At 61.8% G+C, this 13,366-nt stretch carries 13 protein-coding genes; 6 read left to right on the forward strand and 7 right to left on the reverse strand.

Annotated features, from left to right (window positions below; genetic code table 11):
- Positions 1-122: 122 nt before the first annotated feature.
- Both dapB and AT302_RS23880 read right to left on the reverse strand, forming a co-directional pair.
- On the reverse strand, positions 123-920 hold the full coding sequence (dapB, locus tag AT302_RS23875) for a 4-hydroxy-tetrahydrodipicolinate reductase (RefSeq protein ID WP_058379911.1): 798 nt from the start codon (positions 918-920) through the stop codon (positions 123-125).
- Between the two features lie 30 nt (positions 921-950).
- Positions 951-1,640 carry an outer membrane protein assembly factor BamE gene (locus tag AT302_RS23880; RefSeq protein WP_084656650.1) on the reverse strand — a complete coding sequence of 230 codons (690 nt, stop codon included), beginning with the start codon at positions 1,638-1,640 and terminating at the stop codon, positions 951-953.
- Between the two features lie 164 nt (positions 1,641-1,804).
- Here AT302_RS23880 and fur point away from each other — a divergent pair, with 164 nt between their 5' ends.
- Positions 1,805-2,236 carry a ferric iron uptake transcriptional regulator gene (fur, locus tag AT302_RS23885; protein ID WP_023594193.1) on the forward strand — a complete coding sequence of 144 codons (432 nt, stop codon included), beginning with the start codon at positions 1,805-1,807 and terminating at the stop codon, positions 2,234-2,236.
- Positions 2,237-2,392: 156 nt separating this feature from the next.
- The gene (locus AT302_RS23890; RefSeq protein WP_058376132.1) at positions 2,393-3,265 is read left to right on the forward strand and encodes a GumC domain-containing protein; all 873 of its coding nucleotides are present in this window, start codon (positions 2,393-2,395) and stop codon (positions 3,263-3,265) included.
- A 107-nt stretch (positions 3,266-3,372) separates the two neighbouring features.
- Here the strand turns inward: AT302_RS23890 and gap are convergent, their stop codons facing one another.
- On the reverse strand, positions 3,373-4,383 hold the full coding sequence (gene gap, locus AT302_RS23895; RefSeq protein ID WP_058376133.1) for a type I glyceraldehyde-3-phosphate dehydrogenase: 1,011 nt from the start codon (positions 4,381-4,383) through the stop codon (positions 3,373-3,375).
- A gap of 28 nt (positions 4,384-4,411) precedes the next feature.
- Positions 4,412-6,424 carry a transketolase gene (gene tkt / locus AT302_RS23900; RefSeq protein ID WP_058376134.1) on the reverse strand — a complete coding sequence of 671 codons (2,013 nt, stop codon included), beginning with the start codon at positions 6,422-6,424 and terminating at the stop codon, positions 4,412-4,414.
- A 197-nt stretch (positions 6,425-6,621) separates the two neighbouring features.
- Here tkt and AT302_RS23905 point away from each other — a divergent pair, with 197 nt between their 5' ends.
- The 4 genes from AT302_RS23905 (at position 6,622) to AT302_RS23920 (ending at position 9,652) form a co-directional block, all read left to right on the forward strand.
- Positions 6,622-7,563 carry a spermine/spermidine synthase domain-containing protein gene (locus tag AT302_RS23905; RefSeq protein ID WP_058376135.1) on the forward strand — a complete coding sequence of 314 codons (942 nt, stop codon included), beginning with the start codon at positions 6,622-6,624 and terminating at the stop codon, positions 7,561-7,563.
- Between the two features lie 112 nt (positions 7,564-7,675).
- Positions 7,676-8,098: a VOC family protein gene (locus tag AT302_RS23910; protein ID WP_058376136.1), complete on the forward strand. Its 423-nt coding sequence runs from the start codon at positions 7,676-7,678 to the stop codon at positions 8,096-8,098.
- A gap of 112 nt (positions 8,099-8,210) precedes the next feature.
- Positions 8,211-8,948, forward strand: coding sequence for a 16S rRNA (uracil(1498)-N(3))-methyltransferase (locus AT302_RS23915; RefSeq protein ID WP_058376137.1), 738 nt, complete (start codon positions 8,211-8,213; stop codon positions 8,946-8,948).
- A gap of 62 nt (positions 8,949-9,010) precedes the next feature.
- Positions 9,011-9,652, forward strand: coding sequence for a YidB family protein (locus AT302_RS23920; protein WP_058376138.1), 642 nt, complete (start codon positions 9,011-9,013; stop codon positions 9,650-9,652).
- A 163-nt stretch (positions 9,653-9,815) separates the two neighbouring features.
- On the opposite strand, the gene AT302_RS23925 is transcribed toward AT302_RS23920, so the two are convergent.
- From AT302_RS23925 to AT302_RS23935, 3 genes are all read right to left on the reverse strand, one after another.
- On the reverse strand, positions 9,816-10,364 hold the full coding sequence (locus AT302_RS23925; RefSeq protein ID WP_058376139.1) for a barstar family protein: 549 nt from the start codon (positions 10,362-10,364) through the stop codon (positions 9,816-9,818).
- Positions 10,365-10,371: 7 nt separating this feature from the next.
- Positions 10,372-10,767 carry a ribonuclease domain-containing protein gene (locus tag AT302_RS23930; protein WP_058376140.1) on the reverse strand — a complete coding sequence of 132 codons (396 nt, stop codon included), beginning with the start codon at positions 10,765-10,767 and terminating at the stop codon, positions 10,372-10,374.
- A gap of 295 nt (positions 10,768-11,062) precedes the next feature.
- Positions 11,063-13,366, reverse strand: a complete 2,304-nt coding sequence (locus AT302_RS23935) for an NADP-dependent malic enzyme (RefSeq protein ID WP_058376141.1) — start codon at positions 13,364-13,366, stop codon at positions 11,063-11,065.

Here is a 13,366-nt window from a genome sequence, read left to right on the forward strand (position 1 = left end):
ACAGGATGCAACGGCGGTGCTGGCAATGCGTGCCGGCAAAAAAGCCGGGGAAGCCGGGAAGCGAAAAGGCCGGGTTGTCGACGTGCGCGCTTCGCATGTCAACCGCCCCGGCCGGCAGGGGCTTAGCGTAGGCCTAGCACGTCCTGCATGTCGAACAGACCGGTCTGGCGTTCGACGAGGAAGCGGGCAGCACGCAGCGAACCCTGGGCATACGACAGACGGCTCGACGACTTGTGCGTGATCTCGATGCGCTCGCCAATCCCGGCAAACAGCACCGTATGGTCGCCAACGATATCGCCGCCGCGCACGGTCGCAAAACCGATGGTCGACGGATCGCGCTCGCCGGTCACGCCTTCGCGCCCGTAGACGGCACATTCTTTCAGATCGCGTCCGAGGGCGTCGGCCACGACTTCACCCATGCGCAACGCCGTACCCGACGGCGCATCGACCTTGTGACGATGGTGCGCTTCGATGATTTCGATGTCGTAGCCGGTGTTCAGGATCTTTGCGGCCACTTCGAGCAACTTGAACGTGGCGTTGACGCCCACGCTCATGTTCGGTGCGAAAACGACGGCGACGCGCTTGGCGCCTTCGGCCAGACGTGCCTTGTCTTCATCCGAGAAACCGGTCGTGCCGATGATCATCTTCACGCCATGCTTCGCGGCAGCGGCCAGATGCAGCAGCGTGCCTTCCGGGCGGGTGAAGTCGATCAGGAATTCGGCGTTGGCCAATGCGGTGTCGAGATCGGCGGTAATGTGCACGCCGGTCTCACGACCGAGGAAAGCCCCGGCATCGTGACCGAGGGCAGGGCTGCCCTCACGATCGAGCGCGCCCACGAACTCGGCGTCATCGGCGGCCAACACGGTTTCAATCAGCATCCGGCCCATACGGCCGGACGCGCCCGCAATCGCAATCTTCATCATGGTGAGTCTGGTTGTATTTCTGACGGCTTACTTGGGCGCCGAGAACAGGCCGCCACCGGAGGTCACGCGCGGCGACGGCACCAGGCCCGTACCGCCGGCAGTACCGGCATTGCTGCTCGATGCAAGGCCGGCATTCGTCGGCGTGGTCTGCGCAGTCTGGCTGGCCGCCGCGTCGGTCGACACGGTGGCCACATCGTTGACGGCCGGCGTTGCAGCTGCCGTCGGTGCGGTGGCAGTCGCGTCAGGCGACGGCGATGCCGCTTCCGCTGCGGCCGCGCTCGCGGTGGACGGTGCCGGGGCATCGGTCTTCACAGCCTTGCCTTTCTGACCATCGATTTCCTGCACCAGCTGGTATTCGGTCGGCAGGTTCTCGCCACCGTCCCAGCGGGCCAGCGCATCGTTCTCGAAATACACCCTCAAGTGGCGCTCCTGCACCACCGAGGTGTTGCCGCGCTTGAAATAGAAGACGTAATCCCAGCGGTTGGCGTGGAAGATGTCGGTCAGCAGCGGCGTGCCGAGCACCTGGCGCACTTGATCGCGCGTCATGCCGGCCTTGAGCTGTTCGTAGGCTTCCTTCGAGACGAAGTTGCCTTGAACGATGTTGATTCGATACGGCGTCACGACGCCGATTACCTTGTCGGTCACGCTGTCGTACGTGGAGCAGCCAGCCAGCGCCAGCAGTGCTGCGGCAGCATAAAGGGAGAGATAACGACGCAAATCTGACTCGCTTTCAAAAAAATCGAACTTGATCCGGCACGCCGGGCGCGCCGCCACATCGCCCCCGTTGACGGCTGAAACCGTCCCGTTTGCGCCGGTTTGCGCCGGGCAAGGCAAAAAGGCATTATTATTGGGGCTGTATTGTACTCTAGGGACGTAGAGCGATGCCGAATCCCGCCGATCTGAAAAATATCGGACTGAAAGCCACGCTTCCGCGCCTCAAAATTCTGGAAATCTTCCAGAACAGCGAGGTGCGCCATTTGACCGCCGAAGACGTTTATCGTCACCTGCTCGGCGAAAACCTCGACATCGGTCTGGCCACGGTCTACCGCGTGTTGACGCAATTTGAACAAGCCGGCCTATTGTCGCGCAGTAACTTCGAGTCCGGCAAGGCCGTATTCGAACTCAACGAAGGCCATCACCATGATCACCTGGTGTGCCTGGACTGCGGTCGCGTCGAAGAATTTTTCGATGCAGAAATCGAACGCCGCCAGAAGTTGATCGCAAAAGAGCGCGGTTTCGCACTTCAGGAACATTCCCTCGCCATGTACGGGAGCTGCACGAAGGATCCGTGCCCGCACCGGCAGAAGAATTAATTCCATTTCCTTACCCATCCCGGGGGCCTTATCCGGGAGATGTTCCCCCAAGTCGGTTATTTGGAACATAAGGAGGGATCACCGCATCAAACGGTGATTACCTCTCGCGCAAGGCATACGACCTGTTGGTCACGTCTAGACGTTCGATTCCACCCGATGAATTACGACAAAACACCTTACGAAACGACCTCAGAAGGGTTGTCCGACGTCTCGTTCGCAGACATCCTGAACTTCGCGCGAACCAACATCAAATGGATTGCCAGTCTCGCCATTGTGGGCGGCGCCATCGGTGTTGGCAGCACGTTTCTCGTGCAGAAAGAATGGGAAGGCAAGCTGACCCTGCAAGTGGGCCGCGCAGCAGGATCCCCGGTAAGCGGGCCAGATGGGCCGCTTATCGAGTCGATACAGCAAACCGTCGGACGTGTCGGTTTGAACAATTTCCGCGACGATCTCGCGGAAAAGGTGCTGCCCGAACTCAAGGGCAATCTGGACGCGCTGCACAAGTCTGTTGTCTGGAAAACGATCAAAGCCCGCGCGATCCAAGGCACCACCTACGTCGAAATCGTCGCGCGTGGCACTTCAGAGCAACAGGCCGGGCAGGCACTCTCCACGGCAGCGCAACAACTTCTCAGTGAACACGCGGCAATTCTGGAAAGAGTACGCGATCTGCCCAAGCAGCAATTGAGCGTCATCGACGCCGCCATCGATGCGAATACGAAGGCGCAAGAGCAACTCGGCACGGCGCTGGCGCATTCCAAGAACACGGATTCCGTCATGGCACTCAGCGCCCTCCAGAGCAGCCGCTCGGAGCGGGCAGTGCTCAATGACAGCCGGTATCGCGTTTCGCAACTGCTCGCCCCCGATCAGTCATACAACACGCGCATCATCAGTGCCGCGCAAGTTGACGATCACGCCGTCTATCCCCGGAAGCTCTACTTCGGTGGTGGCGGGCTGGTGTTGGGCGGCATTCTCGGCGTGCTGATCGGGCTGTGTCGCAAGAAGACGGTCAATCGTCGCGAGGCGTCGTAACGTCATCACACGAGAAACGCATGTCTTCATGCGTTTTCCCGAACGCAAAAGAAAAAGCCGCTGTCTTTCGACAGCGGCTTTTTTTATGCAACTACCGAAGCAGCAACTTACTTGGCCGACATCAGCGCGACGGTCGTGTCGAGCATGCGGTTCGAGAAGCCCCACTCGTTGTCGTACCACGACGTCACCTTCACCAGACGACCCGAGACCTTGGTCAGCGTACCGTCGAAGTTCGACGATGCCGGGTTGTGGTTGAAGTCGACCGACACCAGCGGTGCCGTGTTGTACGTGGCGATAGCCTTGAGCGGACCTTCTGCGGCTTCCTTCAGGATCGCGTTGACTTCGTCGACCGTCGTGTCGCGCTTGGCGATGAACGACAGGTCAACGATCGACACGTTGATCGTCGGAACGCGGATGGCGTAGCCGTCGAGCTTGCCGTTCAATTCCGGCATCACCAGACCGACGGCCGAAGCGGCGCCCGTCTTGGTCGGGATCATGCTCATCGTGGCCGAACGGGCACGACGCAGGTCTTCGTGATAAACGTCGGTCAGCACCTGATCGTTGGTGTAAGCGTGCACCGTCGTCATCAGGCCGTTTTCCAGACCGATCTTGGCGTGCAGCGGTTGCACCAGCGGTGCCAGGCAGTTGGTCGTGCACGAAGCGTTCGAGATGACCGTATCGGTCGACTTGAGCACGCCTTCGTTCACGCCGAACACGACCGTAGCGTCCACATCCTTGCCGCCCGGGGCCGAGATGATGACCTTCTTCGCGCCGCCCTTCAGGTGCGCGCCGGCCTTTTCCTTCGTGGTGAAGAAGCCCGTGCACTCGAGCACGACGTCCACGTTCAGCTCGCCCCACGGCAGTTCTGCCGGGTTGCGGTTAGCCAAAACGCGAATCTTGTCGCCGTTGACGATCATGTAATCGCCGTCGACCGTCACCGTGCCCGGGAACTTGCCGTGCGCGGTGTCGTATTGCGTCAGGTGAGCATTGGTCTGCGCATTGCCCAGATCGTTGATGGCGACGATTTCGATGTCGTGCTTCTTGCCACCTTCGTAATGGGCACGCAGTACGTTGCGGCCGATACGGCCATAGCCGTTAATAGCGACGCGAATGGTCATGGGGGTTTCTCCGTAAGGTCTAACGAAATCAGCCAAGCACGGACTTGACCGTCGCGACCACGTGGTCGACGGTGAAGCCGAAGTGTTTGAACAGCACGCCGGCCGGAGCCGACTCGCCAAAGGTGTCGATACCGACCACGCCGCCTTCCAGGCCGACGTACTTGTGCCAGAACGCCGTCACACCGGCTTCGATGGCCACACGCGGCACGCCGCGCGGCAGCACGCTGTCGCGATACGCCTTGTCCTGACGGTCGAACACGTTGGTCGACGGCATCGACACGACGCGCGCAGCAATACCCTCGGCGGCCAGAACGTCGGCGCCCTTGAGGGCCAGATCCATTTCCGAACCGGTTGCGATCAGCACGATCTGCGGATTCGCCACGTCACGCAGCACATAGCCGCCGCGACGAATATTGGCGATCTGCGCGTCGTCGCGCGAGACGAACGGCAGGTTCTGACGGCTGAGCACCAGGCTCGACGGGCCATCGTGACGCTCCACGGCAGCCACCCAGGCGCTTGCCGTTTCCGTCGTATCGCACGGACGCCACACGTCCATTTGCGGAATCAGACGCAGGCTGGAGACGTGCTCGATCGACTGGTGCGTCGGGCCGTCTTCGCCCAGACCGATCGAATCGTGCGTGAACACGAAGATCGAACGCAGCTTCATGAGCGCGGCCATGCGCAGCGCGTTGCGGCTGTAGTCCGAGAACGTCAGGAACGTGCCGCCGAACGGAATGTGACCACCATGCAGCGCGAGGCCGTTCATGATGGCGCTCATGCCGAATTCGCGCACGCCATAGTTGATGTGGTTGCCGTACTGCACGCCATCGGCGTTGGCACGCACCGGCTTGCTGGCCTTCCAGTTGGTCAGATTCGAGCCGGTCAGGTCGGCCGAGCCGCCGAGGAATTCCGGCAGCACGGCAGCGAGACCTTCGATGGCCAGTTGCGACGCCTTACGCGTTGCCACGGTCTCGGCCTTCTCGTTGGTCTTGGCGATCAGTGCGGCAGCCGCCGACTTGAAGTCGCCCGGCAGTTCGCCCTTCATGCGGCGCTCGAACTCGGCGGCTTCGGCCGGGAACTGGCTGCGATAAGCGGCAAAACGCTCGTTCCAGGCAGCTTCGGCTTGTTGACCCGCGGCCTTGGCGTCCCATGCGGCGTAGACTTCGGCCGGCACTTCGAACGGCGGCAGGGTCCAGCCCAGCGCGGCACGCGTGGCGGCGATTTCATCCGCGCCCAACGGCGCGCCGTGCACGTCGTGACCGCCTTGCTTGTTCGGTGCACCCTTGCCAATCAGCGTCTTGCAGCAGATCAGCGTCGGACGATCCGACGTCTTGGCCTGCGCAATGGCAGCATCGACCGCGTCGGCGTTGTGTCCGTCGATATCGCGGATCACGTTCCAGCCATAGGCTTCGAAACGCTTCGGCGTGTCGTCGGCAAACCAGTATTCGACGTCGCCGTCGATCGAGATGCCGTTGTCGTCGTACAGCGCGATCAGCTTGTTCAGGCGCAGCGTACCGGCCAGCGAGCAGGCTTCATGCGAGATACCTTCCATCAGGCAGCCGTCGCCGAGGAACGCATACGTGTAGTGATCGACGATATCGGCGCCCGGGCGATTGAATTCCTTCGCGAGCAGCGCTTCGGCCAAAGCAAAGCCGACGGCATTCGTGATGCCCTGACCCAGCGGGCCCGTCGTCGTCTCGATACCCGGCGTGATACCCACTTCAGGGTGACCCGGCGTCTTGCTGTGCAGTTGGCGGAAATGCTTGAGTTCTTCGATCGGCAGATCGTAGCCCGTCAGATGCAGCAACGAGTAGATGAGCATCGAGCCATGGCCGTTCGACAGCACGAAGCGGTCGCGATCGAACCAGTGCGGATTGACGGGGTTGTGCTTGAGGTGACGGCCCCAGAGCGCGACCGCGATATCGGCCATGCCCATAGGCGCACCAGGGTGACCGGAGTTGGCCTGTTGGACCGCGTCCATGGAGAGGACGCGAATGGCGGAAGCCATCAGCGCAGCCGTAGCAGTAGAGGAGTTCGTCATGGTGACCAGCCGGAATAGCGGGCGTGCCCCGTTGCCGCGAGCTGCCGCGCGAAATCAAGTGCAGGATAAAGATCGCGATTTTATCAGATACGGCACCTCCCCGGGTCGCTTGCGGTGAACTTCCCCAAATGGCGAGAACGTGGAATGATGCCAAAAAGTGGCGCAATCACCGCAATTTAGAGGAAGTTGTCACAACAATGCCCGTCAAAAGCGACGTCACTGCGGACGATTCCGATGCCGCACTCAAGCCGTTTTCCGCCCCACTCGGCCCTTGGGCGACCTACGCCCTCGCCGGCCGCACGGTGGCGACGGCGGTATCGCCCTATCAGCACATCGAAATCGTCGATCTTCCGGCCCTCGGCCCGCTCGGACGCGCCTATCGGCTCGACGGGCGGTTCATGGCCAGTCTCGCTGATGCTCACATTTGCCACGAGTGCATGGTCCATCCGCTGCTGCTTGCGCACGGCGACGCGAAACGCGTGCTCGTGATCGGTGGCGGCGATGGCGGCTCGGCGCGCGAAGCCTTGCGTCATGCCAGCGTGACCGAGGTCGTCATTGCCGAACTCGATGCGCAAGTCCCTGCGATGATCTTGCAGCACATGCCGTCGCTCGCCGATGGCGCGTTCGACGACCGGCGCACGACGCTCGTCATCGGCGACGCACGCGATTTTGTCGACGCCGCGCTCTCGCATGGCGACCGATTCGACGCCGTGATCTTCGACCTCACTGAAACCGACGGTGCCGCCGCCCCGCTGCATGGCGCCGCGTTCTTTGCAAAAGTCCGGTCACTTCTGACACCCCGTGGCGGCATTGCCGTGCAACTGGGTGCCCCGTGGTTCGAGCCGGTGCAGGTGCGGCGAGTGCTTGCAGCGCTACGCTCGGTCTTCGCGCGCGTGCAGCCGATGACGGCCTACGTGCCCCTTTATGGGTCGCAGTGGGCGTTGGCCGTCGCCAGCGATGCGCTCGATGCGCGCGGCACCGATGCCAACTCGCTGCAAACGGCCGCCCAACGGGCTTCCCCCGATCAACTACGCAGTCTTAGGCACTACGCCGTGTCGCGCCACACGGCGCTTTTCGACATTCCTCCCGACCTGACGGATACGCTTGACGCCCCCAATACGCCCATTGGCACGAGATGACTCGCTCGGGGTGAAGATCGTGCGCGTTCCTTGTATATTGGATGCTCGTATCGAGCGCCGGGCCTGAGGGCCGGTTCTTACGGCCGCCCGGCAGCAACAACGGAGGAAAGTCATGTCCGATCCCCGCCCGTCACATGTGCCTTGGTTGACGCCCTATCTGACCGTGCGCGACGCGCGAGCTTCCGCCACGTTTTACGAGCAGGCGTTTGGCTTTACCGTGCACAACACGATGGACGACGATGGCGCCGTGATGCACGTCGAAATGTTCTATCAAGGCGAATTGATCCTGATGTTCGCCCCCGAAGGCGCGTTTGCCAGCGCGGCCCGCTCGCCGCGAACCTCGGGCGTAGAAGCGCCACAGAGCTTTTATGTTTTCACCGACGATGTCGACGCGCTTTACGCGCGGGCGACCGCTGCCGGCGCCAAGGGCCTGATGCCGCCCGAAGACCAGTTCTGGGGCGATCGATTCTGCCAGCTTGAAGATATCGACGGCTATCGCTGGGGTTTCGCGCGTCCCGTCGCACCTCGTCGTTAAGTGCCAGCGGCGACCCTTGGGGTATGCTTCAGCCCCTGACCGGTCGGAGATTCGCTTCGAAAGCACCGACGTCGCCCATTTTTACGCCTGATCCGGCCCCTTCCCACCGCGTATGCCCCGTTTCTTCGTTGATGCGCCCTTGCACACCGGCGCCCTGCTCGACCTTCCCGACGCGGTCGTGCGTCATGTTCAGGTATTGCGTCTTAAAGCGGGCGACACGCTCACGCTGTTCAATGGCACCGGCGGCGAGTATCCGGCCGAACTAATGAGTCTGGAAAAGCGACACGCCACGGTGCAACTGGGTGAACACGATTCCCGCGAGGCTGAAACCCCTTATCGCGTGACGCTGGCGCAGGGCATCGCCGGCGGCGACAAGATGGACTGGTTGATTGAGAAAGCGATCGAGTTGGGGGTGACCGACATCCAACCGCTGTCGACCGAGCGCTCGGTGATCCGGCTCGACACCGAACGGGCCGCCAAACGGGTCGCGCATTGGCAAGCGCTGGCGCAGGCGGCATGCGAACAATGCGGCCGAAATCGCGTGCCGCAGATCCTGCCGGTCCGGCCGATTACGGCGTGGTTACGCGACCAGGACGCGGTTACGAGTTACGCATGGCGTGTGCTATTGTCACCTAGAGCGGACAGCGGCTTTGATTCGCTATTGCCGCAGGCACCGGCGCAGCCCGGCGTGTTGCTCTTCGGCCCGGAAGGCGGGCTTACACCTCAGGAAGAAACCCTCGCGCGCGACACCGGCTTTGAGGCGATTCGCCTCGGGGATCGGATTCTTCGCACGGAGACAGCGGGTATTGCAGTCCTTGCGGCACTTGCCGCACGCTGGGGGGGTTGGTAAGGCTTAGTGTTGGGTAACTCTGTAACGAGTCACGGCCTAGCAGGCCTCAAGGAGAAATCGTCATGGGTATTCTCGATTCCATTCTCGGCGGCGCGGCCGGCAACCCCGCAGGCGGTAACAGCGGTGGCGGCAATACGCGCATGTTGCTGCTGATGGGCCTGCTGGCGATGATCGCCAGTCATGCGGGCAAATCGGAAGGGCAGGACGGCGGTGGCGGCGGTTTGCTGGGCTCACTCGGCGGTGCGCTGGGTGGCATGCTCGGCGGCGGCGCCGCGGCGGGTGGTGCTGCTGGCGGACTCGGCGGTCTGCTGGGTGGCTTGCTCGGCGGTGCTCAGGCACCTCAGCCCGGCGGCGCGGGGGCACCGGCGACTTCGCCCACCGATCTGGTCGGCGCACTCGGCGGTCTTGGTGGTCTCACGCAGGTGCTGGAAAGCGGTGGTCTGGGTGACGCCGTGAAGTCCTGGATCGGCACCGGCGGTAACCAACCGGTTTCCCCCGATCAGGTGGCTCAGGCACTCGGCCCGGGCGGCCAACTCCAGCAGTTGGCCAACACGGCGGGGGTCAGTACGGACGAAGCGGCACAGCAACTGTCGTCAATTCTCCCGGAAGTCGTCAATCACCTCACACCAAACGGCGATGTCCCGCAGGGTCAGTTCGATCTGGCGGGCCTTGCCCAGAAGTTTCTCGCCGGACACACGTCCTGAGCGACTGACCGGGTAAAAGTGTGACGGGCCGACATCGGCCCGGGAGCCCGGAAAATGAAAAAAGGTCCGCGATTGCGGACCTTTTTCTTTGCATCATGACGAACGCTGAATCAGTCGATCGGGCGATATTCAGTGACGTTCACACCAAATCACGCCCCGATGCTTACGCGAACGAGTAGAACACGCGGAAGCTCACGCGCCGTTCGCCCCAGAATTCGGCGGCATCGCGGAACACGTCCAGCAGCGTTTCTCGCGCATCTTTGTCGAACTTCGTCGCCACCGGCAGCCCTTCGAGCACGACCACGAAGCCCGGCTGTGCGCCGCTGCGGCTGACGAGATCGGTCAGGCAATCGTGTAAGGCGTCAAAGTTCTTGCCGAAATGCTTGGGGAGCTGGAAGGACGTAGCGATCGTTTCAAGCACTTCGGCCTTGCTCTGCGCCTGAGCGCAGTTGGCATACAGGAAGTGCTGCCCCAGTCGCTCGGCCTCGTCAGCCAGCTCCGGCACACGGAAAGCGCGGATCGACTGCACAATATTCGGCCTGACGGTCTTGAAAAGACTCATATCTCCCTCTTCCGATAAGGCATGGCGGCGGCCAGCCCGCGCAACAGCATGCAGGCCCAGCACCTGCTTGAACAAGTTGCCCTCGCCCGCACCGAATGGATCTGCCATAAGATCTTTCCCGCGTTCTTGTGCGAAAACCGGCTCACTCATACTGCTGTCATTCCCTTATGCGTCTAAAGCTGTTGTAGTGATCTTGGGTGTAGTAACAAGGATCGACTGCACGTTGATCACCGCCACAGATGATGCGCCTGGCACCTCTATTGCGGGCACCGGGAGTCGGCACCGTATATTCATGGTAATAGCCGCGCGGCATTTTGGGCAGGCGCTTTTCGTAGTTCCCGAACACAATGCCATCTTTGGCATAGGGGAACGGCCCGCCCTGGGCAATCAGCGACAGCGTGCGCTGCGCTTCGCGGGGCAACTCGGTGACGGAAACCGCCGCCGTTTGATCCGTGACATATGGCGCGGTTTCGCGCGCCACGGCATTCGCCCCCAGAAAAACACTCCCAGCCGCCGTCAGCGCCACGATGCTCCGGTGAAGCCAACGTGCCATTGTCATAGCTAGGTTGTCGGCCTGCGCGGTTTTGCGCTGCGGGCCCGTTCTGGTAGGTGAAGCCGTAAGGGTATCGCTATTACTCCCCGGAATCAATGTCGGCTTACATTTGGCAACTAATTCACTCAACAAATTCATGAAAACAAAGAGTTTTTCATGGAAGTGAGTACACACATATCGATATACGATACGAAAAATGCGTCGCTAAAATGACAAAACGCCGCCCCGGAAAGGTGCGGCGTTTTGTGGCTAATGTGGGCCGAACGGCGGCGAACCACCGATCACCCCTGAACGGTCAGCGCGTTTCCTGTTGCGCTGCCGCATCGGCCACCACCAGCGCGACCATGTTGATGATGCGTCGTACCGTGGCCGATTCCGTGAGGATATGCACCGGCTTGGCGGCCCCCAGCAGGATCGGGCCGATCGCTACGTTATTGCCTGCGGCCGTCTTGAGCAGGTTGTAGGCAATGTTCGCCGCGTCGATGTTCGGCATGACCAACAAGTTGGCGGCACCGGTCAGCGTCGACTCCGGCATGATGCGCGCACGCAGTTCCGGGTCGAGGGCGCAATCGCCATGCATTTCGCCGTCCACTTCCAGCTCGGGTGCACGTTCTTGCAGAATCGCCAGCGTTTCGCGCATCTTGCGGGCGCAACTTGCGTCGCTCGTACCGAAATTCGAGTGCGAGAGCAGCGCAACCTTCGGCTGAATACCGAAGCGGCGAATCTCTTCCGCGGCCATCAACGTGATCTCGGCCAGCTCTTCTGCACTCGGATCCTGATTGATGTGCGTATCGACCAGGAAAATCTGGCGATTCGGCAGAATCAGCGCGTTCATCGCGCCGTACACATGACCGCCTTCGCGCTTGCCGATCACGCGATCGATGAAGTGGAGGTGGCGGCCCGGCGTGGAAACGGTACCGCAGATCAGGCCATCGGCCTCGCCCTTGCGCACCAGCATGGCGGCGATGAGGGTGGTCCGGCGACGCATTTCGACACGCGCGTACGATGCCGTCACGCCCTTGCGGTTGGTCAACTGGTGATACGTCTCCCAGTAATCGCGGTAGCGCTCGTCGTGCTCCGGGTTGACGACTGTGAAGTCGACACCAGCGGTCAGACGCAGACCGTACTGTTGAATACGATGTTCGATGACGGCCGGGCGGCCGACCAGAATCGGCGTGGCGACGCGCTCATCCACCAGAATCTGCACCGCGCGCAGCACGCGCTCTTCTTCCCCTTCGGCAAACGCGATGCGCTTCTTGTCGGCCGGCACGCTGCGCGCCACCGAGAACAGCGGCTTCATCAGACCGCCGCTGTGATACACGAATTGCTGCAACGATTGCTCGTAGGCGTCGACGTCGGCGAGCGGACGGGTCGCAACACCGGCCGCCATCGCGGCTTCGGCCACGGCCGTGGCGACCTTGACCAGCAGGCGCGGATCGAAGGGCTTCGGAATCAAATACTCCGGACCAAACGACAGGTTCTTGATGCCGTAGGCCGAAGCAACGATATCGCTCTGTTCCTGACGTGCCAGTTCCGCCAGCGCATTCACGGCGGCGATTTCCATCGAGCGCGTGATCGTCGTGGCCCCCACGTCGAGTGCGCCACGGAAAATGAACGGGAAGCACAGCACGTTGTTGACCTGATTCGGATAGTCGGTGCGGCCCGTGGCCATCACGCAATCCGGACGCACTTCCTTCGCGAGTTCCGGCGTGATTTCCGGATTCGGGTTGGCCAGCGCGAAAATCAGCGGCTTGTCCGCCATGGTCTTGACCATTTCCGGCTTGAGCACGCCCGCAGCCGACAGCCCGAGGAACACGTCGGCGCCGCCGATCACCTCGGCAAGACCGCGTGCGTCGGTCTTCTGCGCAAAGCGAATCTTCTCGGGGTCCATCAGTTCGGTGCGGCCCTCATAAACCACACCGGCCAGATCCGTCACCCAGATGTTCTCGATGGGCAGGCCCATGTCCACGATCAGGTCGAGACAGGCGAGTGCCGCAGCACCGGCGCCGGAGGTCACCACCTTGACCGACGTCAGATCCTTGCCGACCACCTTCAGACCGTTGATGAGCGCCGCCGCCACCACAATGGCCGTGCCGTGCTGATCGTCGTGGAAGACCGGAATCTTCATGCGCTCGCGCAGCTTGCGCTCGACGATGAAGCACTCCGGCGCCTTGATGTCCTCAAGGTTGATCGCACCGAACGTCGGTTCGAGTGCAGCGATGATGTCGACGAGCTTTTCGGGGTCCTTCTCGTCGATTTCGATATCGAACACGTCGATATTGGCGAACTTCTTGAACAGCACACCCTTGCCTTCCATCACCGGCTTGGAGGCAAGCGGTCCGATATCGCCCAGACCCAGTACGGCCGTGCCGTTCGAGATCACGCCGACGAGATTGCCGCGCGCGGTGTAGCGCGAAGCGTTGAGCGGGTCGATGACGATTTCCTCACACGCGGCGGCAACGCCCGGCGAGTACGCCAGCGCCAGATCGCGCTGGTTAAGCAACTGCTTGGTCGGGGCGATGGCAATTTTGCCGGGGGTGGGGAATTCGTGATACTCGAGCGCAGCTTCGCGCAGTTTCGGATCGATCGGCGTGGGCAT

This window comes from Pandoraea norimbergensis, from assembly GCF_001465545.3.
Lineage (GTDB): Bacteria > Pseudomonadota > Gammaproteobacteria > Burkholderiales > Burkholderiaceae > Pandoraea > Pandoraea norimbergensis.

Bases quoted from the DNA above. Each gene is read 5' to 3' on its own strand.
- fur (WP_023594193.1), top strand. From the start codon at position 1,805: ATGCCGAATCCCGCCGATCTGAAAAATATCGGACTGAAAGCCACGCTT.
- AT302_RS23905 (WP_058376135.1), top strand. From the start codon at position 6,622: ATGCCCGTCAAAAGCGACGTCACTGCGGACGATTCCGATGCCGCACTC.
- AT302_RS23890 (WP_058376132.1), top strand. From the start codon at position 2,393: ATGAATTACGACAAAACACCTTACGAAACGACCTCAGAAGGGTTGTCC.
- AT302_RS23930 (WP_058376140.1), bottom strand. From the start codon at position 10,767: ATGGCACGTTGGCTTCACCGGAGCATCGTGGCGCTGACGGCGGCTGGG.
- gap (WP_058376133.1), bottom strand. From the start codon at position 4,383: ATGACCATTCGCGTCGCTATTAACGGCTATGGCCGTATCGGCCGCAAC.
- AT302_RS23935 (WP_058376141.1), bottom strand. From the start codon at position 13,366: ATGCCCACGCCGATCGATCCGAAACTGCGCGAAGCTGCGCTCGAGTAT.
- AT302_RS23925 (WP_058376139.1), bottom strand. From the start codon at position 10,364: ATGAGTGAGCCGGTTTTCGCACAAGAACGCGGGAAAGATCTTATGGCA.
- AT302_RS23910 (WP_058376136.1), top strand. From the start codon at position 7,676: ATGTCCGATCCCCGCCCGTCACATGTGCCTTGGTTGACGCCCTATCTG.
- tkt (WP_058376134.1), bottom strand. From the start codon at position 6,424: ATGACGAACTCCTCTACTGCTACGGCTGCGCTGATGGCTTCCGCCATT.
- AT302_RS23915 (WP_058376137.1), top strand. From the start codon at position 8,211: ATGCCCCGTTTCTTCGTTGATGCGCCCTTGCACACCGGCGCCCTGCTC.
- AT302_RS23920 (WP_058376138.1), top strand. From the start codon at position 9,011: ATGGGTATTCTCGATTCCATTCTCGGCGGCGCGGCCGGCAACCCCGCA.
- dapB (WP_058379911.1), bottom strand. From the start codon at position 920: ATGAAGATTGCGATTGCGGGCGCGTCCGGCCGTATGGGCCGGATGCTG.